The 24518-nt window shown below is 60.5% G+C and carries 24 protein-coding genes; 7 read left to right on the top strand and 17 right to left on the bottom strand.

Annotated features, from left to right (window positions below):
• The 3 genes from MWU54_RS07915 to MWU54_RS07905 all read right to left on the bottom strand — a co-directional run bounded on the left by MWU54_RS07915 (position 1) and on the right by MWU54_RS07905 (position 1670).
• On the bottom strand, positions 1–237 hold the full coding sequence (locus MWU54_RS07915) for a DUF4170 domain-containing protein (protein ID WP_247081972.1): 237 nt from the start codon (positions 235–237) through the stop codon (positions 1–3).
• A 63-nt stretch (positions 238–300) separates the two neighbouring features.
• Positions 301–921 carry an enoyl-CoA hydratase/isomerase family protein gene (locus MWU54_RS07910; RefSeq protein WP_247081970.1) on the bottom strand — a complete coding sequence of 207 codons (621 nt, stop codon included), beginning with the start codon at positions 919–921 and terminating at the stop codon, positions 301–303.
• Positions 918–1670: an SDR family oxidoreductase gene (locus tag MWU54_RS07905; protein WP_247081968.1), complete on the bottom strand. Its 753-nt coding sequence runs from the start codon at positions 1668–1670 to the stop codon at positions 918–920. The genes MWU54_RS07910 and MWU54_RS07905 overlap by 4 nt, the downstream gene beginning before the upstream one ends.
• A gap of 123 nt (positions 1671–1793) precedes the next feature.
• Here MWU54_RS07905 and MWU54_RS07900 point away from each other — a divergent pair, with 123 nt between their 5' ends.
• Entirely contained in the window at positions 1794–3320 is a 1527-nt protein-coding gene (locus tag MWU54_RS07900; RefSeq protein WP_247081966.1) for a DUF2125 domain-containing protein, read from the top strand.
• Positions 3321–3372: 52 nt separating this feature from the next.
• Here the strand turns inward: MWU54_RS07900 and MWU54_RS07895 are convergent, their stop codons facing one another.
• The gene (locus tag MWU54_RS07895) at positions 3373–4122 is read right to left on the bottom strand and encodes an SDR family oxidoreductase (protein ID WP_247081964.1); all 750 of its coding nucleotides are present in this window, start codon (positions 4120–4122) and stop codon (positions 3373–3375) included.
• Between the two features lie 78 nt (positions 4123–4200).
• Positions 4201–5454 (bottom strand): UbiH/UbiF/VisC/COQ6 family ubiquinone biosynthesis hydroxylase, encoded by a 1254-nt coding sequence (locus MWU54_RS07890; protein ID WP_247081962.1) that lies wholly within the window; start codon positions 5452–5454, stop codon positions 4201–4203.
• A 49-nt stretch (positions 5455–5503) separates the two neighbouring features.
• Here MWU54_RS07890 and MWU54_RS07885 point away from each other — a divergent pair, with 49 nt between their 5' ends.
• The 4 genes from MWU54_RS07885 to MWU54_RS07870 all read left to right on the top strand — a co-directional run bounded on the left by MWU54_RS07885 (position 5504) and on the right by MWU54_RS07870 (position 11865).
• Complete coding sequence (locus tag MWU54_RS07885) at positions 5504–6832, top strand: amidase (protein ID WP_247081960.1); 1329 nt, start codon at positions 5504–5506, stop codon at positions 6830–6832.
• 111 nt (positions 6833–6943) lie between these two features.
• Complete coding sequence (locus MWU54_RS07880; protein WP_247082215.1) at positions 6944–8134, top strand: aminotransferase class I/II-fold pyridoxal phosphate-dependent enzyme; 1191 nt, start codon at positions 6944–6946, stop codon at positions 8132–8134.
• Positions 8135–8145: 11 nt separating this feature from the next.
• Positions 8146–11103 carry a DNA translocase FtsK 4TM domain-containing protein gene (locus MWU54_RS07875; protein WP_247081958.1) on the top strand — a complete coding sequence of 986 codons (2958 nt, stop codon included), beginning with the start codon at positions 8146–8148 and terminating at the stop codon, positions 11101–11103.
• A 174-nt stretch (positions 11104–11277) separates the two neighbouring features.
• Positions 11278–11865, top strand: coding sequence for an outer membrane lipoprotein carrier protein LolA (locus tag MWU54_RS07870; protein WP_247081956.1), 588 nt, complete (start codon positions 11278–11280; stop codon positions 11863–11865).
• Positions 11866–11887: 22 nt separating this feature from the next.
• Here the strand turns inward: MWU54_RS07870 and MWU54_RS07865 are convergent, their stop codons facing one another.
• Entirely contained in the window at positions 11888–13225 is a 1338-nt protein-coding gene (locus MWU54_RS07865) for an MATE family efflux transporter (RefSeq protein ID WP_247081954.1), read from the bottom strand.
• 212 nt (positions 13226–13437) lie between these two features.
• The gene (locus tag MWU54_RS07860; protein WP_247081952.1) at positions 13438–14028 is read right to left on the bottom strand and encodes a transglycosylase SLT domain-containing protein; all 591 of its coding nucleotides are present in this window, start codon (positions 14026–14028) and stop codon (positions 13438–13440) included.
• A 227-nt stretch (positions 14029–14255) separates the two neighbouring features.
• On the opposite strand from MWU54_RS07860, the gene hspQ reads away from it, so the two are divergent.
• Positions 14256–14582, top strand: a complete 327-nt coding sequence (hspQ, locus tag MWU54_RS07855) for a heat shock protein HspQ (RefSeq protein ID WP_247081950.1) — start codon at positions 14256–14258, stop codon at positions 14580–14582.
• Positions 14583–14643: 61 nt separating this feature from the next.
• Here hspQ and MWU54_RS07850 read toward each other — a convergent pair whose 3' ends face one another.
• From MWU54_RS07850 to MWU54_RS07830, 5 genes are all read right to left on the bottom strand, one after another.
• Complete coding sequence (locus MWU54_RS07850) at positions 14644–15693, bottom strand: beta-eliminating lyase-related protein (protein ID WP_247081948.1); 1050 nt, start codon at positions 15691–15693, stop codon at positions 14644–14646.
• Positions 15693–16166, bottom strand: coding sequence for a YcgN family cysteine cluster protein (locus tag MWU54_RS07845; protein WP_247081946.1), 474 nt, complete (start codon positions 16164–16166; stop codon positions 15693–15695). The genes MWU54_RS07850 and MWU54_RS07845 overlap by 1 nt, the downstream gene beginning before the upstream one ends.
• Positions 16163–17095 (bottom strand): bifunctional riboflavin kinase/FAD synthetase, encoded by a 933-nt coding sequence (locus MWU54_RS07840; RefSeq protein WP_247081944.1) that lies wholly within the window; start codon positions 17093–17095, stop codon positions 16163–16165. Before MWU54_RS07840 ends, MWU54_RS07845 begins: the two co-directional genes overlap by 4 nt.
• A 115-nt stretch (positions 17096–17210) precedes the next feature.
• On the bottom strand, positions 17211–17654 hold the full coding sequence (locus MWU54_RS07835) for a MaoC family dehydratase (protein ID WP_247081942.1): 444 nt from the start codon (positions 17652–17654) through the stop codon (positions 17211–17213).
• Positions 17655–17948: 294 nt separating this feature from the next.
• Positions 17949–18821, bottom strand: coding sequence for a TIGR01459 family HAD-type hydrolase (locus MWU54_RS07830; protein WP_247081940.1), 873 nt, complete (start codon positions 18819–18821; stop codon positions 17949–17951).
• Positions 18822–18917: 96 nt separating this feature from the next.
• On the opposite strand from MWU54_RS07830, the gene MWU54_RS07825 reads away from it, so the two are divergent.
• Positions 18918–19826: a hypothetical protein gene (locus MWU54_RS07825; RefSeq protein ID WP_247081938.1), complete on the top strand. Its 909-nt coding sequence runs from the start codon at positions 18918–18920 to the stop codon at positions 19824–19826.
• On the opposite strand, the gene MWU54_RS07820 is transcribed toward MWU54_RS07825, so the two are convergent.
• The 5 genes from MWU54_RS07820 to MWU54_RS07800 all read right to left on the bottom strand — a co-directional run bounded on the left by MWU54_RS07820 (position 19788) and on the right by MWU54_RS07800 (position 24422).
• Complete coding sequence (locus MWU54_RS07820; RefSeq protein WP_247081936.1) at positions 19788–20087, bottom strand: DUF1294 domain-containing protein; 300 nt, start codon at positions 20085–20087, stop codon at positions 19788–19790. The two genes, MWU54_RS07825 and MWU54_RS07820, sit on opposite strands and share 39 nt — an antisense overlap.
• Before the next feature lie 11 nt (positions 20088–20098).
• Positions 20099–21019, bottom strand: a complete 921-nt coding sequence (locus MWU54_RS07815) for a manganese-dependent inorganic pyrophosphatase (protein WP_247081934.1) — start codon at positions 21017–21019, stop codon at positions 20099–20101.
• 82 nt (positions 21020–21101) lie between these two features.
• The gene (locus MWU54_RS07810) at positions 21102–22733 is read right to left on the bottom strand and encodes a capsule biosynthesis protein (RefSeq protein WP_247081931.1); all 1632 of its coding nucleotides are present in this window, start codon (positions 22731–22733) and stop codon (positions 21102–21104) included.
• Positions 22711–23370 carry an ATP-binding cassette domain-containing protein gene (locus MWU54_RS07805; RefSeq protein ID WP_247081929.1) on the bottom strand — a complete coding sequence of 220 codons (660 nt, stop codon included), beginning with the start codon at positions 23368–23370 and terminating at the stop codon, positions 22711–22713. Before MWU54_RS07805 ends, MWU54_RS07810 begins: the two co-directional genes overlap by 23 nt.
• Before the next feature lie 161 nt (positions 23371–23531).
• Complete coding sequence (locus MWU54_RS07800; protein WP_247081927.1) at positions 23532–24422, bottom strand: sulfotransferase family 2 domain-containing protein; 891 nt, start codon at positions 24420–24422, stop codon at positions 23532–23534.
• Positions 24423–24518 lie beyond the last annotated feature (96 nt).

The raw sequence follows: 24518 nt of genomic DNA, 5'->3' as shown, positions 1-24518 counted from the left end.
TTAGTCCTGCGCCTCGGGGGCGCTGGTGCTGGCATCGATCAACTGCTGAAGATCGCCCAGAAAATAGCGCATATGCGCGTTGTCTACGGTGCGTTGTGCCTCGTTTTTCCAGGCGTCATAGGCCGCGTCGCGGTCTGCGAAAATGCCGACGACATGGATGTTCTCAGGGTCTTTGAACACGTTTTCCGAGGGGGTCACCAGCTCTCCGCCAAAGACGATATGCAGATGTTGGCTCATGAAACGTTCCTTCATTGATATGTTGCGGTCAGCCTACGGGGCTGCGGGGGCGGGTCAAGCGGATCAGGGCAGGCTTTGTGCAATCAGGCCCTTGATGGACCGCGCATGGTCCGGGGTGGCGGAGCAGACATCCTCGGCCAGGGATTTGGCGTGGTCGAGCAGGTCTGCAGGCTCCACGATCCGGTCGATCAGACCCCAGGTCAGGGCGTCTTCGGTTGGGATCTTCTGGCCGGCCATCAGGATCATCTTGGCGCGTGATGGCCCGACAAGCTGGGCAAGGCGGGCGGGATCCGAAGGCTGTGGCAGAAACCCGAGTTTCATCACCGGGTAAAACACCTTTGTGCCTGGCACCGCGATGCGCAGATCGCAGGCCAGAACCATCCCCATCGCCCCGCCCGCCACGGTGCCGTTCAGGGCAGCAATTGTCAGGCCGGGATGACGCGACAGCGCGCCGGACAGGCGTTCCCAAAGCGGGCTCAGCGCCAGACCAGCCTTTGCCGCCTCAAGATCAGCCCCGGCAGAAAACACCTTTCCGATCCCGGTCAGAATGATGGCGCGTGCCGAACGGGCCTCTTCGACCCCGACACAGAGCTGTTCCAGCATCTCTGCGGTCAGCGAATTGGCTTTGTCCGGACGATTGATAGTTAGAACGCAAAGCGTGCCATCGTTGGAGACCTCGATCATACAAGGCCGACCTTTTTGCGAATGTTCTCATCCCGCAGCGAAATCTCTTCGCCCAGAAACCCGTCTGCCTCGGGGCCGCACATCCAGAGCAGGGCTTTGGCAGGCCAATCGGCGGGAATGTGATCAGACCAGTCCAGCTGGCTGACCGGGTTGATGCCGCTGGCCTTGATCTCCTTTTGCATCTGTGTGGCCACGGTGCCGGGTGACAGGCCCATGGCGCGGATGCCTTTGTCGGCCATTTCCTTGTGCAGGCACATCGTCAGCATCGCAGCACCCGCCTTGGAGGCGCAATAATGCGACCACGCTTCGACTGGCCCATGCGCCGCCCCGGAACTGATGGTCAAGACGGTGCCGCCCCCGGCGCGTTCCATTTCCGGCAGCGCGGCGCGCATGCCGTGGAACACGCCTTTGAGGTTGATGTCGATCACCTGTCCCCAGCCGTCGGGATCGGCGTCTTCCATGCGGGCAATCGGTTCGATGACGCCCGCGTTGTTGATCAGGATGTCCAGCCCGCCAAACGCGGTGACGCAGTTTTCGACGGCTTTTTCCATTTCCCAATAGCGGCTTATGTCGCAGGGGATCGCAACCGCCGCATTGCCGATTTCGCCAGCCAGTTCGGCGATGTCGTCAGCGGACCGGGCGATCAAAGCGACATTTGCGCCCGCGTTGGCGAAAACCCGCGCAGCTTCGGCTCCGATTCCGCGGCTCGCCCCGGTAATCAGCACTGTTTTTCCCGTTAAATCGGTCATGCGTGGTCCTCCTTGATCTGAACTGCAGTGCTACTGCGGTCCGGGCGCAGGGTCCAGCCACTTGACCCTGCCGTGCAGGAGGTCGAAGCTACGGTCGGGAATTTGAGGATAAGGAATTTGGACATGTCACGTTTCACGAAGCTCTCGACTTGCTCTGCCCTTGCGCTGGGCGTAGCGGCCGGTCCGGCGTTTGCCGATTTGACGGCGCAGGACGTCTGGGACGGTATGGAATCGGCGATGACGGGCTTTGGGTACACCGTGACCGCGACAGAGACGCCGACCTCTGACGGGCTTGATGTGACAGATGTGATGCTGACCTTCGATGTGCCGGACGAAAACAGCAAAGTGTCCTTTGGTGTGTCGTCGATTGACCTGGTGAACAATGGGGACGGGTCCGTGACGATGACCTTTCCGGCGTCGATGCCGATCATGATTGATGCCGCACCAGAGGGTGAAGACGATGTCAGCATGGTTCTTGAATACAACAATTCCGGGCTTGAGATCGTGGTCTCGGGCGACCCGTCCGCGTTAAACTATGCATACACCGCTGACTCGTTGTCCATGTCCCTGGCCGAGCTGATCGTCAACGATGAGGTCGTCGGGCGTGATGAGGCGCGGTTTGACTTTGCGCTGACCGGCATGACCGGCACCGCACAGACGGCGTTCGGAAACGGCACGCGGATCGAACAGGAGGTACGGGCGGAGTCGGCCCGGTATGAGATGGCCTTTAACGACCCCGAAAGCACTGACACCGCGCTGATTTCGGGGTCGATGCAAGGGTTGAGCATCGACAGCGCGACAACGCTGCCCGAAGGTTTTGATGCGTCCGCACCCGAAAGCCTGCTGACGGGTGACTTCCTTGCGCGCGGTAAATTTGATTACACGGACGGGGAAATGCAATTTGCCGGCACCGCGCCGGAGGGCACATCGAGCGGCACGACCCGTTCGGGAGCGGTGTCCCTTGAGTTCTCGATGGATGGGTCGCTCATCGCATATAACTTGTCCGCAACGGATCAGGCGGTCACAGTGACGGGCACCGAATTGCCGGTGCCGGTGTCTGTCAACGTCGCAGAAAGCGCGTTTAACGTGACGATGCCGATTGCTGCGTCTGATACGCCGGAAGACATGGCGCTCGGGATGACCTTTGGCGGGTTCGAAATGTCGGACGTGTTGTGGAACATGGTGGACCCGGCCGCTGCTTTGCCGCGTGACCCGGTCACCATTGCGCTGGACCTGACCGGAAAGGTGACACCGTTTGTCAGCCTGTTTGACCCGGTCGCTATGGCGCAACTGGAGGCCACCGGCGGCATGCCCGGAGAGTTGAACGCGTTGACGCTAAACGACCTGACGATCGAGGCCGCCGGGGCCAAGTTGGGGGGAACGGGGGCGTTCACCTTTGACAATACGGATTTGCAGACGTTTGGTGGGTTCCCACGCCCGAGCGGGGGTGTGGACTTTTCGCTGGAAGGGGCCAACAGCCTGATCGACAAACTGATCGGGATGGGCCTGATCACCAACGAAGACGCGATGGGCGCGCGTATGATGATGAGCATGTTTGCCGTGCCGGGGACCGGACCGGACAGCCTGAAATCGTCGATCCAGATCAATGATCAGGGACATGTTCTGGCGAACGGGATGCGCATTCAGTAGGCGTCCCGTCACGCGAACCATCTGGCACGAAGCGGTCTTTTACTCCCAGTAGCTAGGACCTGAGGGCGGGGAGGCCCACGCCTGTGGACTCGAACCCGCCATCGGCCGCGATGATCTGACCAGTCACGTAGGACGCCTTGTCCGAGGCCAAAAAGGTGATGACCTCGGCGATCTCTTGCTCTGACCCGTAGCGGTTCAGCGGGATGGCATCGTGGTAGGCGTCGATGATGTCCTGGCTGTGCACCGCCATGGCAAGTTTGGTGCGCACCGGGCCGGGGCAGACGCAATTGACGCGGATATTGTGTTCCCCGAGTTCCGCCGCGTGCTGCTTGGTCAACTGGATCACAGCTGCCTTGGATGTGCCGTAAGCGACGCGCAAGGTGGACGCGCGCAAGCCGCTGATCGAGGCGATGTTCACAACGCTGCCTTGCGTTTCCTTCAACGCGGCTGTTGCCGCTTGGGTGCAGAGGAACGTGCCGTCCAGATTGGTCGCCATCACGCGCCGCCACATGTCGAAGGTGCAATCGCCCGCGGGCCCGAACTCAGCAACTCCGGCATTGTTGATCAGCGCGTCGATGCGGCCGGACCAGCCAAGCGTCTGGTCCACGATGCGGGTGACATCTTCGGGAATGGAAATGTCGAGCGGCAGCAACAACGCGTTGTCCATGTCGCTGTGCAGTTCCAGCTCTGCCGTGTCACGGTCCACCATTGCAACGCGCCAGCCCCGTCCGAGGAAGAGCTTGGTGGTTGCCAGCCCGATGCCGCGCGCGGCCCCGGTGACGATTGCGCATTTCTGATCCATTCCGACCTCCCGTTTTCGGGGTTGTCGCATGGCGGGTAGCAGATGTCATCCGTGACCGGGTGCGGTGGTCCTAACCGGTTACCCGGCCATCAGGTCTGGTAGGTCGCCGTTTAACCCCGCCGCTTCGCGGATGAATCCGCGCCGGGCGGACGGGATCGCATTGATCACGGACATGCCAAGATCGCGTCCGGCGCGCAGGATCGGGTTGTCGTTGGAAAACAGCCGGTTGAACGTGTCTGTCGCGGTCAGAAGCGACGCGGTGTCAAACTTGCGCCATTGCTCGTACCGCATCAGAACCTGCGGGCTTGCAAAATCTTCGCCGCGTCGGTTGGCGTGTGAGATCACGTGCGCCAGCGCCGCAACGTCGCGCAGGCCTGCGTTCAGGCCTTGCCCGGCAATCGGGTGCATGCCGTGGGCTGCGTCGCCGATCAGGGCAAGACGATCATCCACGAACCGGTTCGCCACGGTCAGTCCCAGAGGGTAGGTGAACCGTTCTCCTGCCAGAGAGATCTTGCCCAGGAAATCGCCGAACCGGGGGCGCAGCACGGTCAGGTAATCGTCTTCGGACAATGCGTTGATGTCTTCCGCCAGATCGCTGCGTTCGCTCCAGACAATCGAGGAGCGGTTGCCAGTCAGCGGAAGGATCGCAAGCGGTCCCGATGGCATGAACAACTGATGCGCGACGCCGTTATGTGGCTTTTCATGTGCGATGGCACACACCAGCGCGGTCTGCGGGTAGTTCCATTCGGTGCGCTGGATCCCGGCGCGCAAGCTCGTGCCGCTTTTGCGCCCGTCAGCACCGACGATCAGGCGGCCCGACAGGGCCTTTCCGGAGGCGAGTGTGACGGTTGCGCCTGTCGGGGAGACGGTCTGGTCAACCACCGTTTCACCGGACAGGTGTGTCACCAAATCGTTTTGCGCCATCGCTTCCAGCAAGCTGCGGCGCAGGTAGCGGTCTTCGAGCATGTGACCCATCGGGCCTTCCTCGATTTCCGCACTGTTGAAATGCAGGCCAAGAAACACGTCGGCATCCCCGGCGCGCCCGTCGCTGACCTTGATTTCATGCATCGGTTGGGCATTGGCCTTGAGCCCGTCCCACAGATCCAGCGCGGCCAGCATGCGGACGGACGCTAGCGCAAGCGCATAGGACCGACCGTCGAAATTGTCACTGCGCCGCACAGCGTCCGGCCGGGCGTCGATCACGGTGCTGCTGAGACCGGCACGGGCGGCGGCAAGGGCCAGCGCTGACCCGTTTAACCCACCGCCAACAATCAGAATATCCGAAACGTTTGTCATGCCTTGTGATATGGACGCCCGGGCGGGATTGTCCATGCGCCTCTGTGCCGCTACCGTCCCGAAAACCGGGGGAGGGAGTTCGGACATGAGCGATTGGCACACAATGAGCGCGGCGGATCTGGGCCGCGGGATTGGTCGGGGCGAGATTGATCCGGTAGAGCTGACCCGAACGTTTCTGGACGCCATTGACGCGCATGAATTCGGAGACCGGATTTATGCCCGACTGACCCCGGATCGCGCCATTGCTGAAGCAACGGCCGCGCAAGAACGCGCGCGTCTCAATTTGCGGCGGTCGCCCTTGGACGGCGTGCCGATTTCATGGAAAGACCTGTTCGATACAGCCGGCGTGGTGACCGAGGCGGGCACGAAACTGCTTGAGAACCGGACACCCGACGCTGATGCGGAGGTGCTGGCCAATGCAACCCGTCAGGGGTTGGTGTGTCTTGGCAAAACGCATCTGAGCGAATTGGCGTTCTCGGGTCTTGGATTGAACCCGAAAACCGCGACATCGCCCAACGTGCATGATCCCGACAATGCGCCGGGGGGATCGTCTTCGGGGGCGGCGACCTCTGTGGCGTTTGGGCTGGCCCCTGCTGCCATCGGGTCGGACACCGGCGGGTCCGTGCGGGTGCCTTCGGCGTGGAACGACCTTGTTGGTCTGAAAACCACCTCGGGTGTTCTGAGCCTGAAAGGGGCGGTTCCGCTGGCGTCGCGGTTTGATACGGTTGGTCCGCTGTGCCGAACGGTGGAAGACGCGGCGCTGTTGTTCGCCGCTATGAAAGGTGACGCGCCCGTTGATCTGAATGCATCAACGTTAAGGGGTGCGCGGCTGGCGGTTCTGACAACAACCGCCTTTGACGATATCCGCGATGCGCCGAAAGCCGCGTTTGATCATGCGGTTGCGCGGTTCCGCGATGCCGGGGCAGAGATTGTCGAGGTCGCGGTGCCGGATGTGGAAGACGCGATGGCGCTGGCCCCGGTGCTGTATGGTTGTGAAACCTATGGGACCTGGCGCGATGTTATCGAGGCCAACCCAGACGCGATGTTTCACGAGATTCTTGCGCGCTTCCGGTCGGGCAAGGATTTTACCGGGGCTGATTATGTTGCGGCGTGGCGCAAACTGGACGCGTATCGCGCGGCCTATCTTGAGGCGACGGCGTCGTTTGACGCGGTGCTGTGTGCAACAAGCCCGATCACGCCACCGAATGTCGACCGGCTGCTGACGGACAGTGAGTACTACGTCACCGAGAACCTGTTGACGTTACGGAATACGCGGATTGGCAACCTGATGGGGCTGTCCGTTCTGACGCTTCCGACCGGAACACCGGCCTGTGGCGTGTCTTTGATGGCCAATCCACACGCAGAACGGCGGCTTTTGCGGCTTGGACAGGCGGCAGAAGAGGCGTTGGCCTGAAAGCCACAACTGCCTGACTCCCGTGTGCTTTTTCTGGACGCGCTGCCTCTGGCTATGTAATTTGGCTTCAAACAGGGCGCCAATGACCCTGAACTTGAGGCAGTAATGGTCATGTTTCCCGAGCGGTTCTCGAACCTACCGGCTTATGCGTTCCCGCGTCTGCGCGCCCTTTTGGACGTGCACGAACCGGGTGGTCCGGTGATCCACATGACCATCGGAGAGCCGAAACATGCCTTTCCGGCATGGATTGCGGATATCATCGCGCAGAATATGGCGGGCTTTAACAGCTACCCGCCGAACGAAGGCACACCTGAACTGCGCGCGGCCATCCGTGATTGGGTCACGCGACGCTATGGTGTGACGCTGGATGCCGACACGCAGATCATGCCGCTGAACGGCACGCGTGAGGGGTTGTACAATGTTGGCATGGCCTTGTGTCCCGAGACGAAGAACGGACAGAAGCCTGTCGTTCTGATGCCGAACCCGTTTTATCAGGTGTACCTGATTTCGGCGATTTCGGTGGCGGCAGAGCCGGTGTTTGTGAATGCAACCGAAGCGACGGGGCATCTGCCGGATTTCGAGAGCCTTCCGGATGATGTTCTGGACCGGACGACCATGGCCTATATCTGTTCCCCAGCAAACCCACAGGGGGCCGTGGCCGATCAGGATTATTGGGAACGCTTGATCACCTTGGCCGAAAAGCATGATTTCCGCGTTCTGGCGGATGAGTGCTATTCCGAGATTTACCGCGACGCACCGCCCGTTGGCGCGTTGCAGGTGGCGCGGGATATGGGCGCCGATCCTGAACGGGTTCTGGTGTTTCATTCCCTGTCTAAGCGCTCCAACCTGCCGGGCCTGCGGTCCGGATTTGTGGCAGGCGGGCCGGAGTCGATGAAGCGCATCCAGCAGTTGCGGAATTACGCCGGAACACCACTGCCCTTGCCGTTGCAGAAAGTGGCTGAAGCGGTGTGGGCGGATGAAGCACATGTCGACGAGAACCGGGCGCTTTATCAGGAAAAATTCGCTCTGGCGGATCGCATTTTTGGCAATGTGCCGGGATACCGGTCGCCAGACGCCGGGTTTTTCCTGTGGCTGCCTGTCGAGGATGGCGAGGCTGCGGCGCTGAAGCTTTGGACCGAGACGGGGGTGCGGGTGCTGCCCGGGGCGTACCTGTCGCAGGACACTGACGCCGGGAACCCCGGCAAAGGCTATATCCGGGTCGCCATGGTGGCCCCAATAACAGAAACCGAACGTGGCCTGACGCAGATCAGGGACTGCCTGTTTGGCAGCGAAGACCAATAAAGAGGCGAGCAATGGCATACCAGGCGCGGGGGCGAGACCCTCTTTTTGACAGCAATATGCAGGCCGCGATTGAAAAACGCGGCAAAGAGCTTGCGGGCTTTGTGCTCATGGCGCTGGGCGCGATGGCGGCGATGATGATCTATTCCTATTCGCCGCAAGACCCGAGCTGGCTGTCTGCGACCGATGCGCCGGTGCAGAATTGGCTGGGTCGCCCGGGGGCCTCGGTTGCGGCGCCTTTGTTCATGATCGTTGGCTGGGCAAGCTGGGGTCTGGCGCTTGTGCTGTTGGTCTGGGGTGCGCGGTTTGCGCTGCACAAGGGCGAAGAGCGCGCGCTGACCTGTCTGATCTTTGCGCCGATCTGGGTGGCGCTGGCGGCGGTTTACGCGGCTGGCGTGCCGGAAAGCAGCGCCTGGACCCATAGTTTTGGTCTGGGCGGCCTTTTTGGCGACATGATGATGGGATCGGTGCTGACGATCCTGCCCTTGGGCACGACGCTGGCGCTGAAGCTGATGATGGTGCTGCTGGGCGGCATTGTTCTGGTCATGGGGGCGTTTGTCCTTGGGTTCACCCGGGTCGAGCTGGCCCGTTTGGCCCGTTTCCTGCTGGTGGGCGTGATCATGGTTTACGCCACGCTCTTGTCGCTCTTGGGCAAAGGGGCCTCTGGGGCGGTTGGGGCCGCACGTCAGATGCAGGCCAAAAATGCCGAGCGCCGAGCCATTCGCGCGCAGGAAGAGGCGGAAGCCGCTGAATGGGCGGCCGCACAGGACGCTGTTGTGGCAGAGCCACGCGTGACACGTGTTGCTCCGCCTGTCGCATCGCCGGTTCAGCCAGAGGACAGTTTCGCAGACGCACCCGAACCCCAGGTCCAGCCGCAAAAAACCGGCTTTCTGGCCAAGATGCCATCCCTGATCCGTCGGGCCGATCCCGAGCCGGAATTGGTGGAAACCTATCCGGGGGGGGAATTGCCCGAAGCCTTGCCGGGGGATGATCGCGTGCGCGCCAAGATTGCCGATGCGATCAAGACCCGGGTTCGCCAAAGCACAGCCGTGACCTCGGCGGCGCACGCGCCGCTGACCAAGGGGCGGGGTCGTGGCCCTGATCCGTTGATCGTGCCGCCAAAACCAGCCTTGCCACCCGAACCGCCAGTGACCGCGCGTGCCGCTGCGCCGCTTCGGGCGGAACCACCGGTGACAGCGCAGCCGCAGACTGTGCGGACACCTGCCGCGCCGCAGATGGTGGATGAGCCCGAAGAGAACATCTTTGAAGACATGGCTGACTGGGATGATTACGGCGATGACGCACAGGCGTTTACACCGACGTCCCCCAGCCCGGCCCCTGTGCCGCAGCCGCAGGCCAAGAAGGTGGTGCAACAACCGACGCGCAAGCCGCTGCAACCGTCGAAACGCGCGCAGCAGGAAGCGCAGCCGCAATTGCAGTTTGAAGACCGGGATGCCGATTACGAACTGCCGCCGCTGGGCCTGTTGATGGATCCGGCAAATATCGAACGGCATCATCTGAGTGATGAAGCGTTGGAAGAAAACGCGCGGATGCTGGAGGCGGTTCTGGATGACTACGGGGTGAAGGGCGAGATCGTGTCGGTCCGCCCCGGTCCGGTGGTCACGATGTACGAACTCGAACCCGCGCCGGGTTTGAAAGCGTCGCGTGTGATCGGCCTTGCCGACGACATCGCGCGGTCGATGTCAGCGCTGTCGGCGCGTGTGTCGACGGTGCCCGGACGGTCGGTGATCGGCATCGAACTGCCCAATGAAAACCGCGAAATGGTGTCGTTCCGCGAAATCCTGTCGGCGCGGGACTATGGCGATGGCACGCAGAAACTGCCGCTTGCGCTGGGCAAGGATATCGGCGGTGATCCGGTTGTCGCCAATCTTGCCAAGATGCCCCACCTGCTGATCGCGGGGACCACCGGGTCCGGTAAATCCGTGGCCATCAACACGATGATCCTGTCGCTGCTCTACAAGCTGACCCCTGCGGATCTGCGGCTTGTGATGATCGACCCAAAGATGCTGGAACTTAGTGTCTATGATGGCATCCCGCATTTGCTGTCGCCGGTTGTGACCGACCCGAAAAAAGCGGTTGTCGCGCTGAAATGGGTCGTGGGCGAGATGGAAGACCGCTATCGCAAGATGTCCAAGATGGGCGTGCGGAACATTGACGGGTATAACGGCCGCGTTGCTGACGCGCTGGCCAGGAACGAGATGTTCGAACGGACGGTCCAGACCGGGTTTGACGACGAAACCGGGGAACCGATTTTCGAGACCGAGGAAATCCAGCCCGTCAAGATGCCTTATATCGTGGTTATCGTCGACGAGATGGCCGACCTGATGATGGTTGCGGGCAAAGAGATCGAAGCGTGTATCCAGCGACTTGCCCAGATGGCGCGGGCGTCGGGCATCCACTTGATCATGGCCACGCAGCGTCCGTCGGTGGATGTGATCACCGGCACGATCAAAGCGAACTTCCCGACGCGGATCAGTTTCCAGGTCACCTCCAAGATCGACAGCCGCACGATCCTTGGCGAAATGGGCGCGGAGCAGCTGCTGGGGCAGGGCGATATGCTCTATATGGCGGGTGGTGCCAAGATCACGCGCTGTCACGGGCCATTTGTGTCGGATGAAGAGGTCGAGGAAATCGTCACGCACCTCAAGGCATTCGGCCCACCCGAATACGTGAGTGGCGTGGTGCAAGGCCCGGATGACGAAAAGGCCGAAAACATCGACGCTGTGCTGGGCTTGAACACCGGGGGGAATACCGACGGCGAAGATGCCCTCTACGATCAGGCGGTTGGTATCGTGATCCGGGATCGCAAGTGCTCCACCTCCTATATCCAGCGCAAGCTGGCGATCGGCTACAACAAGGCCGCGCGTCTGGTGGAACAGATGGAAGATCAGGGTGTCGTGTCCGCCGCCAACCATGTGGGCAAACGCGAAATTCTGGTGCCGGAGCAATAAACGCGTGCTGGGCTGAAGCCCGGCCTACGCTATGCGCGTCGGTAGGCCGGCTGTAGGCCGGGCTTCAGCCCGGCACACGCGGATCTGATCGGCAAAAATCCCCGGTGCTATCGCATAACATCCGGTCCGCTGCCATATAGGGTCCAAGAGTTCCGAGCAGACAGGACCACACTCATGCGTTTTCTTGCCCTTCTGGCCACCCTTGTGCTGACCGCCGCTCCGGCCATGGCGCAACAAATCCCGCTCAACAGCCTTTCGACTTACCTCAACCAGCTGACCAGCGCTGAGGGCAGTTTCACCCAGATCAACGCGGATGGCACGATTTCAACCGGCACCATCTACCTACGGCGTCCCGGCAAGGTGCGGTTTGAATACAATCCGCCCGAACAGGCGCTGGTGATGGCCAACAACAATGCGGTTGTGGTGTTTGACAAGAAACTGGGGGGCGATCCGGAATCCTATCCGTTGAACCGGACGCCGTTGGGCTTGATCCTTGCGCGCAACGTGGATCTGTCGCGCGCGAACATGGTTACGGCGCATGGCTATGACGGCACCGCAACGACAGTGACCGCGCAAGACCCCGACCATCCGGAATATGGCAGTATCCAGCTGAAGTTTACCGGCAATCCGATTGAATTGCGCCAGTGGATCATCACCGATGACGGTGGCAGCCAGACAACCGTTATTCTGGGCGCGCTGGAGCGCAAGCAGCTTCCGAACCGCTTGTTCAATATCGAAGCAGAGCGGCTGGCAAACCAGTAGTGGTTTTGACGGCGCGCCGGGGTTATTCCCGGCGCACCGATGTCAGCCACCAGAAGCGCGCGGGCAGGGCAATGGCCGCGACGACCAGTCCCAGAGTGTAGCCCAACCATATGCCGACCGCGCCAAGATCAAGGATAAAGCCCAAAAGGTAACAGGCGGGCAAGGCAAGCGGCCAATAGGCTATCAGGGTGATTGCCGTGGGCGTGTTCATATCCGACATGCCGCGCAATGCGCCGAGGGCCGTGCCCTGAATGCCGTCTGCCACCTGCAGCAGGGCGACCATCAGGAACAGCAAAACGGCCAGTTCGATCACTGCGGGGTCGGTCGACATTGTTTCTGCCAACGTCCGTCCGGCCAATATGAACAATGCGGCCGACAGGGCCTGCCAGACCGTCACGATCAGGATCGAGGCCTTCAGGATGGATCGCAATCGGTCGCGTTGATCGCCTCCGACCGCGAGACCGATGCGGATAGAGGCCGCTCCGGCCATGCCGAGGGGGATCATATAGGCCACCCCGGCCAGCGCGTTGACGATCTGGTGGGCGGCCAGGGCTTCCGCGCCAAGCCATCCCATCATCAAACCGACAACAGCATACGCTCCGCCTTCGCCGGCATAGCCCAGACACAGGGGAAGCGCGTCCTTGAACTGGGTCCAGACGTCGGACCACGCCACCGACACCGTTTGACGGAAAGAGGCCATCGCCGGGGCGCGAACAAGAACGACACCTGCCGCGACCAGCGACAGGGTTTGCGACAGGATGCTGGCCAGGCCAGCCCCAAGGATGCCCCACCCAAACACATGGATAAACGCGTAATTCGCCGGGATATTGATCACCACCCCCACGTAGGACAGGGCCACCGCAGTCCAGGGGCGCCCCACCGCGTCGAACAGGGATTTCAGGCCGAAGAACAGGGTGAAGGGCACCATCCAGACCGCCATCGACACCCAGTATGGCAGCAGGATCGCCAGCACTTCGTCGGGCTGACCAAGCGGGCCGAGCAATGGATAGATGGCCAGCATCAACAGCATTCCGCTGCTGCCCCCCAGCAGGCACAGCACCAACCCGCTGCGCAGCGCGAGGGCCACGCGTTTGGGATCACGTGCGCCTTCGGCCTGGCTGATCTGCACTGAGATCACCGTGATCACGCCCCAGAGCGCCGAGATCACGACGATCAGCACAGCGGTTGTGATCCCCGCCGCGGCCAAAGGCACGGTGCCCAGCGGAGAGATCATCGCGGTGTCGACCACACCGATCAGCAATGCGGCGGCCAGCCCGACCATCAGGGGCACGGACAGGCGGATAAGGGGCCAGATTTCGGCGCGCGTGGACGCCGGAAGCGTGTTGGATTGGAATGTCATGGGTCACCTGCCCGGCCATTGCCCGGCACAAAGTCCAGAAAGAGAGCGTCAGGCTCTAGTTGTTCAGCGGGCATTCAGCCCTTGGACGGGGTCACCATGGGTCTGTCCTCAAAGACGGATCAAGTCCGGACTATGTACGGGAAGACGCGCCTTGCGTCCAGTCAGACGGCACCGCGCTCCGATCCGGTGCGGCGCGCTGGGTAGACGGCGGCTTATCGCAGACGCCGACACGCGGCGAGTTGGCTTTGATAGGTGATGGACCGCGCCGCCACCTCGTCGGCCACGCGCAAGAGCCATGCTTTGCGGTTGTAGCTGCCACGGGAAAAGCCGGTGCGGCCCTCGTGATAGGCAAGGTACTGGTTGCGGGCGTCGTTCAACGAGATACCAAGACGACGGTTTGATTCGGCCATGTACCATCCCATGAAGTCCGCCGCGTCGCGAATGTTGTTGCGCCGGGCGCTGCGCCGTCCCTGATCGTCCTTGTATTCCTGCCATGTGCCATCAAGCGCCTGACTGTAACCGTAGGCGGAGCTTTGCCGACCCATCGGGATCACGCCCAGTGTGTAGCGAAATGGCGTGCGCGCATCCGACTTGAATTTGCTCTCTTGATACATGGAGGCCATCTGCACATGCACCGGCACACCCCATTTGCGTTCCGCCGCGCGGAAGGCCGTTATATAGCCGGGGCGCTGTTGGAGGATGGAACACGCATTATCCAAGTTTCTAGGCGCCGACGTGCCGCCGCCGCCCCCACAAGAGGCCGCCAGCAAAACAATCACCAAGGCGCGAAAGAGTCTGCTCATCTGCCTCTCGCTTATCATTCGAAGGCAGTTTTTCTGCCTTTCGGGTTGCCGTGAGTGTAACGCAAACTCGGGCAGGGGGAAATCACATTTCCCGTCATTTCAGCGTCGGCGTTTCTCCGCTTGTCACCCTGTCTCAATTTATTACACAAACTGTTTCCCGGATTCGCGGCGCGTTAATTGGACAATTAGACGAAAATCGGGCAGGTATGTGGCAACGGACAGGACTCATGATCAGACAACGCGCAAAATACAATATTGGACAGGTCGTACGCCACCGCAGACATCCCTTTCGGGGCGTGGTGTTTGATGTCGACCCGGAATTCAACAACACCGAGGAATGGTACGAAGCCATCCCGGCGGACAGTCGGCCTGCAAAAGAGCAGCCGTTTTATCACCTTCTGGCTGAAAATGATCAGAGCTTCTACGTGGCCTACGTGTCAGAGCAGAACCTGATCGCGGACTATTCCGGTGAGCCTGTGGAACACCCCGACGTGCCCGACCTGTTCGGCGCGTTCGAAGATGGCAGCTATGCGCTGCATTTCCAGTACAATTAACGTCTCTCTTAGTTTCTCACGATACGGTAACCAGTAAGGGCTCCTCCTCGGGAGCCCTTTTTCATTGACGGTCCAGATGGTTAAGAAATCGGTCGATGTCCTGTTTGGGCAACCCCCAGTCACAGACAAACCGCCCCAGCAACAGCATTTCTGAGGGACCGGTGTGAAGGTCGCCGCCTTGCACGTCGTAGTCGAGGCCTTCGGCTTGCAGCGATTGATGGAGCGCGCGGGGCGCTTCGAAATAGATCATGTTTGCCTGCACCGCGTTGACGATGTGAATGTCAGCGCGTTTTGTCAGGCCGTTCAGAAGATACTGCGCATTGTCATTGGCGGCGCGCGCCAGCCTGCGCCAGAGATCATTGGTGAGGTAGGCGTGCATCTGGGCCGATAGGTAGCGGTGTTTTGACAGCAGATGCCCGCCGCGTTTGCGGCGCAGTTCAAATTCGCGTGCCTTGGTTTTGTCAAAAAGCACAACCGCTTCGACCCCGAGCAGTCCGTTCTTGGTGCCGCCAAAACTGACCGCGTCGACGCCAAGCTTCCACGACATCTCGGCCGCCGTACAGTCCAGCGCGACCGCCGCATTGGCAAACCGGGCCCCGTCAAGATGCACGGGAAGGCCATAGGATTTGGCGGTCTGGCACAGGGCGCTAAGTTCCGCGAGGCTGTAGACATTGCCACGTTCGGTCACTTGCGTGATGGTCACGGCCCCCCGTTGTGGCCCGTGCACACCCCGGTTTTCTTCCTCTTCGATCGCGTGTTTCAACGCTTCCGGCGTGAGTTTGTCACCGTCGCCCACGAGGGTCAGCTTTGCACCGCCGGTGAAAAACTCGGGTGCGTTGCATTCGTCCATATGCACATGGGCCAGCTTTGAGCAAAACACCGTGTCATAAGGATCAACGAGCGTGGCCAGTGCCAACGCATTGGCGGCCGTGCCGGTGGTGACCAGAAACACCTCGGCGTCAGGGGCTTCAAAGACATCCCGCACCTGCTGGCGCACGGTGGTCATCAGATCTTCGCTGCCATAGCCGCCCGTGTAGCCGGTATTTGCCGCAGTCAGCGCATCAAGAATTTCCTGCGGAACCGGTCCGCGATTGTCAGAGGCGAAATACATCAGATGGGCTCCTCGATGATGTGATCTTCCCAATCATCTTCGTGGACTTCGAATTCCGGCACGGTCTGGTCTTTGACCGACACGCCTGCGTCATGCACCGATTGCGGCGTGCCCGAGATCAGCGGATGCCAGTCAAACAGCGGTTTGCCTTCCCAGAGCAGCCGGTAGGCGCAGGTTTGGGGCATCCAATAGGCGTGATCATCAATATTGGTGGGTTTCAGCACGATGCATTCGGGCACGAACTGGTGGCGGATCTCGTATTGCGCGCATCGGCAGGTGCTGTCGTCAAACAATCGGCAGGCCACGCGGGTGAGTTCGACATGCCCGGTGTCTTCGTCTTCCAGCTTGTTCAGGCAGCATTTGCCGCAACCATCGCAAAGCGCTTCCCATTCGGCTTGCGACAGATCCTTGAGCGCCTTGCGTTCCCAGAATCTTGGGGCAAGCCCGGCGCGGTCGATTGGATCCTTGCTCATAACGCGCTCAGAATGCTCCGGGCCTTGGCGCAGTCGGCATCCATCTGGGTGATCAGCGCTTCAAGGCTGTCGAACTTGAGCTCAGGGCGCAAAAATTCCACCAGCGCGACCGAGACCGTCGCGCCGTAAAGATCACCGCTGAAATCGAAGATGAACGTTTCCAGGTTGGCGCGGTTTTCGCCGAACATCGGACGTACCCCAAGTGAAGCCGCACCGTGATAAGACCCGGCATGGGGGCCGTCCAGCACATCGACAAGCACCGCATAGACGCCGAATTTCGGAGGGTGCAAGCCGTCGATGGACATGTTGGCGGTCGGATAGCCCAAATCGCGCCCGCGCTGTTCGCCACTGATCACGGGGCCTTCAATGCGATGCCAGTGCCCCAGCATTTCTGCGGCAAGATGCGGATTGCCCTCGGACAACGCGGTGCGGATCGCGGTCGACGACACTGGCCCCGCCGGTGAGGCGACAAGATCCGCCACGGTCACGCCAAAGCCAAGGTCTTTGCCGAAGGCAACAAGATCCTCCACCGTGCCGGCACGGGCCTTGCCAAAGCAGAAATCGGCACCAACGACGACGTGGCGCAACCCAAGCCCGTCCGCGATCACCGTGCGCGCAAACTCCTGTGGTGACAGTTCGGCCAGCTGGGTGTTGAAGGTCAGCTCATACAGGATATCGACACCCAGTTTGCGCAGCCGGGTCGTGCGGGCTTCGGCGCTCATCAAGCGGAAGGCGGGGGCGTCGGGGGCAAAATATTCGCGCGGGTGCGGCTCGAACGTCAGGACACCCAATGGCGCGTCGGGTGCGGCGGCGCGGGCCTGCGCGATGACAGCCTGATGGCCGCAATGAACGCCATCGAAATTGCCGATCGCGACGGTGGCCCCTTTGTCGCTGGGCGACACGAATTGATAATCCCGGACGATTTTCATGCGGGCAGGACTAGCGGGGGCATTCGGTCAGTGCAATCCCAAGACCGGACTGCCGGGGGATTTTCCGATGTCGGAAAATCGAAGACGCGTCGACGCGTCTTCGCGCGCCGAAAACTCAGTCGAATTTGCGGGAAGGGGCCAGAACCTTGGCTTCGCCGATCAACACCTTTTTGCCATCGACCGAGCAGTGACAATCCAGCGTCACGCGGCGTTTGGCAATGTCGATGTCGACCACCTTGACCTCGGCATAGACAACGTCGCCCGGGCGCACGGGGGCCAGGAATTTCAGCGACTGACCCAGATAGACAGCACCATGTCCGGGCAGTTGTTCCCCGATCACAGCCGAGATCAGCCCCGCCGTCAGCATGCCGTGCGCAATGCGGCCTTCGAAGATCGTGTCCTGCGCGTAATCATCGTCAAGATGCACAGGGTTCCGATCGGTCGAGATTTGAGCAAACATCTCGATATCCATGTCCGTCACCTCTTTGCGCAGGTAACGGGACATGCCCATTTCGATGTCTTCGATGCAGATCGTTCCGCGTGGCAGGTTATCCAACATATTCACTCCACTCCCGGGCCGTAGAGTAATAAAAGATATCTCAAGCGCCCTGATTGGAAACTTTATTACTTTGCGACTGCAGAAAATCAAGTGTCGGATTGCCGCGTCCCGGAGTTTTCTGGCGAATCCGCAACGGTTTTTGCGGGTTGGGGCTGAAAAGCTGTGGGGTCACGCCACACATCCGCCGATTTGCGCCGCTGTGTGGCTGGTGCAAATCGTCACGAGAAGAGGATCGAAAGGGCTTTGCCGCAATGCGCAAACCGTCCGCCGCCCACCGTTTCGGTGGAGGTGGGATCAGCGCAGGAAGCCGATGCTGAACTGCGGTGAGATGCGTTCCTTGACAAGATACGCATCCAGCAATGCCGGGTCCGGTTGTGTGACTGTTCCGGTTTCGCGCGCCGCAAGACCGCCTGTGATGAACAGCGCGTCGATGTCTTCGCCCATCGCCCCGTCAATATCGGTGTGCGGGCCATCGCCGATGGCCAGGATCCGGGACGGATCCACGTCTTTGCCCAGCTCGGACAACCGCCTGCGTGCCAGATCATAGATCGGCGGATGCGGCTTGCCAAAATAGAGGCTTTCGCCGCCCATTTCCGTGTAAAGCTGCGCCAACGCGCCGGCGCACCACTCACGGGTGTCGCCACGGTCGACGACGATGTCCGGATTGGCGCAGAGCAGTTTCAGCCCTTTTTGCTTGGCATAAAGGAACTGCGGGCGATTGACGGCGGGATCGGCATGGGGGTCGAAGGGGCCGCAACACACGATGCCTTCGGCGTCTTCCAGATCGACCCGTTCGATTTTCACCGGATCCTTGATGAGTTCGAGTTCCTTGAAGAAGGATTCGTCAAAGGGTTGCCCCATGAACCAGACCTTTTCGCCCACTGCGCCCTGAAACATCGCCGCCCGCGCGCTGTCGCCACTTGTGGCGATGGTGTCATATGCCTCTTCGGGAACGTTGAGACGGACCAGCTGTTTGGCGACTTCGTGCCGTGAGCGAGGCGCGTTGGTCAGCAGGACAACAGTGCCGCCGCCGCGGCGGAACCCTTTGAGCGCGGCGACGGCTTCGTCATAAGCGCGAACGCCGTTGTGCACGCAGCCCCATAAGTCGACCAGAAGCACGTCATAGCGGTTGGCGATGTCAGCGAGCGAGTTGATGATCTGGGTCACGGGCGGTCTCCTGCAATCCTCTTGGCATACCGCAGCGACGGCTGTTCGCAACCCCCTGCTGTTGTTCAGTCACCAGATTTGGCGCAGGATCGGACGATGGCACTCATCTGGCATCTTCGCGTGTTTGTGGGTCTGGGCGCAATTTTCGCAGCGCTGTCAGAGCTTTGGTTTTACCCGATTGCGGATCTGCAAGGATTGCCAGTGCTTGTGGTGTTCTATGCGATTGCGGCGCATGCGGCGTTTTTAAGTGTTGCGCGGCTGGGCGGAGGTGGTGCACTCGGGGCGTATCTTGCTGCGGTGCTGCTGGGGTTTGCCATTGAAGGCATCCCGGTGTTCGAACTCTATTCCGCCCTTCCATTCACGCTGATCTGGACGAGCATGGCATGGCACGGGGTGGTGTCCGGCCTGATCGGCTTGTGGCTCTACCGCTATTTCTGGGCGCGCGGTGTGCCGTCATTTGTTGTCATGAACCTGTGTCTGGGGGCCTTTCTTGGGCTGTGGGGGGCATATTTCTGGGGCAGCGATCAGGACGGTCCGCGGTTTTTCGACCAAGTGCCGTTTGCCTTTGCGCTGTTTGCGGGTGGGCATCTGATCCTTGCCAATGCGCAACTGCCAAAGCCAACGGGTGACCTGATCATGTGGGGTATGGTCGGGATTGTGGTGGTCGGGTTTGGAGCCGGTGCGCTCTGGGTGATGTTCCCGATGTCCCTTGTGCTCCCCTTGGCCTGTGCGATTACGGTGATCGCGGTTCTTGGGGCCCGGTCTGCACAGTCTATGTGGGCACGTGTCCCGTGGCGTCGCAGTTGGGTGATGCTGCTGATGCCCGGTGCTGCGGCTGCAGTGTTTGCTGCATCGTCCGGTGCCGTTTGGGTGACTGAGCTCAATGCATATGTGATCCTGATCTTCGGACCGGTGTCGGTGGGTCTGCTTTTGTGGTGTCTGGGACGGGCTTTGTCTGCGCGCCTGTCAACCTCTGGTCAGCCACCAGGTCGCGGCGGCGCTTAGCAGCCAAAGCACGGGGATCTGGTTCAGCCGTGTGCGAAACGGTTCTTTCCGGGTTTTGTGCCGAAACCGGCGTTGCGCCAGCTTTGCGCCGAACCAGCCTCCGATAAAGGCATAGAACAAGAGAAGCCGTTCGGAGGCGCGCCATTCATTGGCAATGGCGCGCCGTTTGTCGAAAAGAAACAGCAGATAGGTCGCGCCGTTGATCAGAATCAAGACGGCAAGGGCGATCCCTGCCAATTCCGGACCAAGGCGGAGTTCCATCTGAAGTCAGATCAGACCTTCAGGTTTGGAATGATCTGTTTCTTGCGGCTGACCACGCCGGGCAGCACAACCGTGTCACCGGATACCGACGCGTCAAAGCTCTTCTCGGCCACGGTCTTGACCAGATCGTTGGGCACCAGCAGCGTGGCTTCTTCGTTCAGGATATCGACGACAAAGAGCAGCACCTGATCAACGCCGTCTTCTGCAGCGACATCAGACATGGTGGCCATCAGGCTGTCCTTGCGGTCGAGAACGGTCGCCGGGCTGGTGGTTTCCAGTACCGAGACACGGAACTTGGTGCCGTCGACCGGGTATTCCTTGCTGTCCATGCGCAGGAGTTCGGCATCAGAAAAGGCCGAGACGTCGGATTTCGCGGCGAACATGTCAGCGGCGAAATCGGGGATCGACACGCCGAGATCTTCGGCCAGCGCATGCGCAATGGCTTTGTCTTCCTGCGTTGTGGTCGGGGACCGGAATTCAAGCGTATCGGACAGGATGCAGGACAGCATGGCACCCTTGACGCCTTTTGGCGCTTGCGCGAGATCGTCGCCGATCATCTTCCACATGATCGTTGCGGTGCAGGCCAGCGGTTCGATGCGGATGTCGATTGGGCCTTTTGTTTCCAGACCGCCGACCAGCTTGTGATGGTCGATGATGCCGCGGATATCGGCGCTGTTGATCGCGTCAGGAAGTTCCGCCGGATTGTTGGTGTCGACGATGACAACGGGCTGGTCTGCCGCGACATCCGTGATGATTTCCGGCTTATCAAGACCCCAGTGCTTGAGCACAAACGCGGCTTCGGTGTTGGGTTCGCCAAGAAGCACTGGCTTGGCGTCTTCGCCTTTGATCTGGTTGAGGTACCAGGCCCAGATAATCGGGCTGCCGGTGCTGTCGGTGTCGGGGGATTTGTGTCCAAAAACGAGGGTGGTCATGTCGATCCTCTGATCTGTCATAGGCGAAGTCGCGCGCCTTATATGGCGCGCGATCCGGGATGTCACCTGTGTCAGTTTGTGCTTAGTTTGCGACCTGTTCCCGCAGGATGGATGCGGTCAGCGAGATCAGCAGGTAGATGCCTGAGAACACAAGGAAGGTCAGCAAGGTGTTTTCGAACGACCTTGGATAACTCGGGTCTTGCGAAGGTAGCGGATACACAGACGTGGTCAGATAGCGTGCCTGGCTGTCCGCGTCGCGGCGGGCTTGATCAAGCCGTTCAAGCGCTGCTGCCAGCATCATGTCCCGGGTGGCCAGATCTGCCTCGGCCAACTGGATCTGGACCGCGGTTTCCGCAAGGGATCCGACACCTTCGGTTGCCTGCGTCATCTCGGTGTTGATCTCGTCGCGCAGCGCTTCGAGCCGCCGGATGTCGGCCTCGACACCTTCAACGCGGCTCCGGTTTGGACGGGCGTTGTCCATCAGGGCCTGCAATTGCAGGTTCTTGTCTTGAATCTGTGTCTCGACCGTTTCGATCCGGCTCTGCAGTGCCGAAATCCGGGCGCGCGGGTCCAGAACGGTGCCTTCTTGTTGCAGACGGACAAGCCGTTCCTGCGCGTCGCGGCGGGCCGCTTCGGCATCTTGCAGGCCGAGTTGGGCGTCCTTGACGGCATTTTCCCGTTTTCGGGCCGACAGGTTATCGACCCGTTCCTCGGCATAGCCGATCAGCGCGGTCGAGAAATTGGTGGCAATCTGCGGGTTTGCCGCAGCGACTTCCATGCGGATCACACCTTCGGTCGGATCGTACCCGATCTGTACGTATTTCTTGTACAGTTTGAACATGTCTTCCGCCGTCGCATCGGGCTCAAGCCGGTGCAGCGGATCTATGTCGGGTTGCGAGAAATGCGCTTTGAAGCCCTCATCGCCGTCCAGACGCAGCATCGCGTCCTTCGAGGTCAGGTAGCTTTGAACCGCAATCGCGTCTTGATTGGTGGCAAACTGGGTGCCGGAAAACAGCCCACCCATCGCGCCGCCGGCGGTTTCTGCCTTGAGGATCAGAAACTCGGACTTGGAGGCGTACATCGGTGTGGCCACGGAAAAGAAGTACCAGCCTGCAATCACTGTGGGCAGGAACACAAATGCAGCCAGCCGGGTGAACAGCATGCGCAGACGCCGGTTCCGACGGCGCGCCATGTCTTTCTGAATGGCCGTGATTTCCTGTGCGCGGCGTTCCGCCGGGCTTCGGCTGTCCGTGGCGGGCAGGGTGTTTGCGTCCGTCTTGACGGTTTGCGGCAATTGCGGCTGAACCGCCAGCGGTTGTGACGGGTCTTTCGCCTTGGCCTTGGCCTTGGCCTTGGGCTTGGCGGCGTCCGGCACCATCAGATCAAGCGCGTTTTCCCGCTGGAAGGGATCAATGCCCTTCAGGCGCAACAGGTAGACCGCTTCGAAGTCCGAATTCGGGTTGAGGCCGTTTTTCTGCGCGATCCGGCGGGCCATGCGCAACTGGCGGCCGGTCAGCCCTTCTTCGCGGATCGCGGCAAGGGCCTTTTCAACACCGCCATCCGCAGGCCGTGCAACGCGTTCGGGTTCGACCCGCGAGGCGGACTGCGATGGGGAATGCCCCGCTGCAGCCACCTGACCGTTTCCCGGCCCGGAGGTGGGGGCGGTCGCGCTGCGACGAATGCGGAAGCGTTTAGCTTTGGGTTTCATAGTCATAGAGCTGTTTCGCTTCTTCCAGGGTGTCGAACATGTGCAACTGGCCGTCGCGCAGGACGGCGGCGCGGTTGGCGAACCGCGCCAGCGTTTCGGGTTGGTGCGAGACGATGATCATCGTCGTTGTGCGCAGGCGTTCGGCAAGGATGTCACCGGCCTTGCGGTTAAACTCGACATCCGTGTAGGTCGGCATGCCTTCATCCACGAGGTAGATGTCAAATTCCAGCGCCAGCATCAGGGCAAAGCTGAACCGCGCCCGCATACCGGATGAATATGTGCCCAGCGGTTGGTCGAAGTATTCACCAAGATCGCAGAGCCAGCGACAATAGGCTTCGACGTAATCCGGATCGATCCCGTACAGCCGGGCGATAAAACGCGAGTTTTCCATCGCAGTGTGCTTGGTCACGACGCCGCCCATGAAGCCCAACGGGAACGACACGCGGCTGGTCTTGCGGATCTGGCCCTCGTCAGGTTTTTCGAGCCCCGCCATCATTTTGATCAGCGTGGTTTTTCCTGTCCCGTTCGGGGCCAGAATGCCCAGCGACTGCCCGATGTCGACACGGAACGACGCCCGGTCGAGAATCACCTTGCGGTGCGAGCCCGTCCAGAACGACTTGCTGACGTTATCGAATTCCAGCATCGAAACCCCGATTCACATCCGTACAGGAATTGCACGGTATGGTTTCCGAAGGGTTTAGATTTCGACTTTGACTGGATTGTGGCCAATCCCTGCCAATTTCCGGGTATTGTCTCTGATCCGGGCGAGGCTGCCGCAACGGAATGCAGGGCAGGCGCGAAAGGTCAGTTGTTTGATCGTTGCGCCAGGTGGTGCAGGGTCAGATCGGTCGCGAAATACTCTTCCAGACGCGCCCGAAGGCCGGGCGGAAGAAAGCTTTCGATGCTGAGCGTTTTTGCATTGGGCAAGTCCGCTGGCCGCGCGTCAGGTGCATATTTGTGATACACGGGTTCGCTGGTTTTTTCGCGGGATACATTCATGCGCGGGAGTTCGATGTCCTGACCGATATGGGCCCGAAGGTCATCGGCAAGCCTGTCCAGCTGTTTGACGTCATACACATGCGTAAAGGGAATGTGACCGAAGTATTCCGATTGCGGACGCCAATGCGCGTTCAGTCGCTCGGGCTGTTCGGCAAGGATGTATTCGGCAAATTCCCGGAAGGTCAGGCCTGTATCGAAATCCTCGGGGGTCAGGTCGTCTTTCTGCAAAACCGCCTGATAGACGGGGCCGATTGTCGGCGCCTGTCCGGGGATATTCCGGTTATAGACAAACTTTTCGACATAGACGCTGACCAGCCGGTCCAGAGGGTTCCGGATCGCCACAAAACGCATCCAGGACGGGTCGGACAGGGCCAGTCTGATCTCGTGGTCAGGGCGATCTTCGAACTGTAACCCGGTGTTGTTCGCGTCCAGTTTGTGGTGAATGTCCTCGCCCGGTTCCGGTTCGACACCGCCCAGGCTGGCCACCATCCGCTTGAGCGAGGAACACGCGTTCTTGGCGATGGGCAGGTAGATCAGCTTGTGATCATCCACCATCATCGCCTGACAGGTGGGCGGGCGTTTCAAGGGCGACGGGATGTGGCTAAAATCGTAGGGATGCGCAGGCTGGTGGGGTGCGTTCGGTGGCGTCGGGGACGCGGAACGCGGCGCGAGTGTCTGGCGCAATTTATCGATCAACGATTGTGCCAAAACCCGATCCTCCCAATTGGCGCGGCGTTATCTGCGCAGGGTTGCGACCTACTGAACTTTAGCGGGCCGTAAGGTCAAGACATA

It is taken from the genome of Marivita sp. S6314, from assembly GCF_023015985.1.
Taxonomy (GTDB): domain Bacteria; phylum Pseudomonadota; class Alphaproteobacteria; order Rhodobacterales; family Rhodobacteraceae; genus Marivita.
The sequence above is the reverse complement of the archived record's forward strand: the minus strand, read 5'-3'. Positions and strand labels throughout refer to the sequence as shown.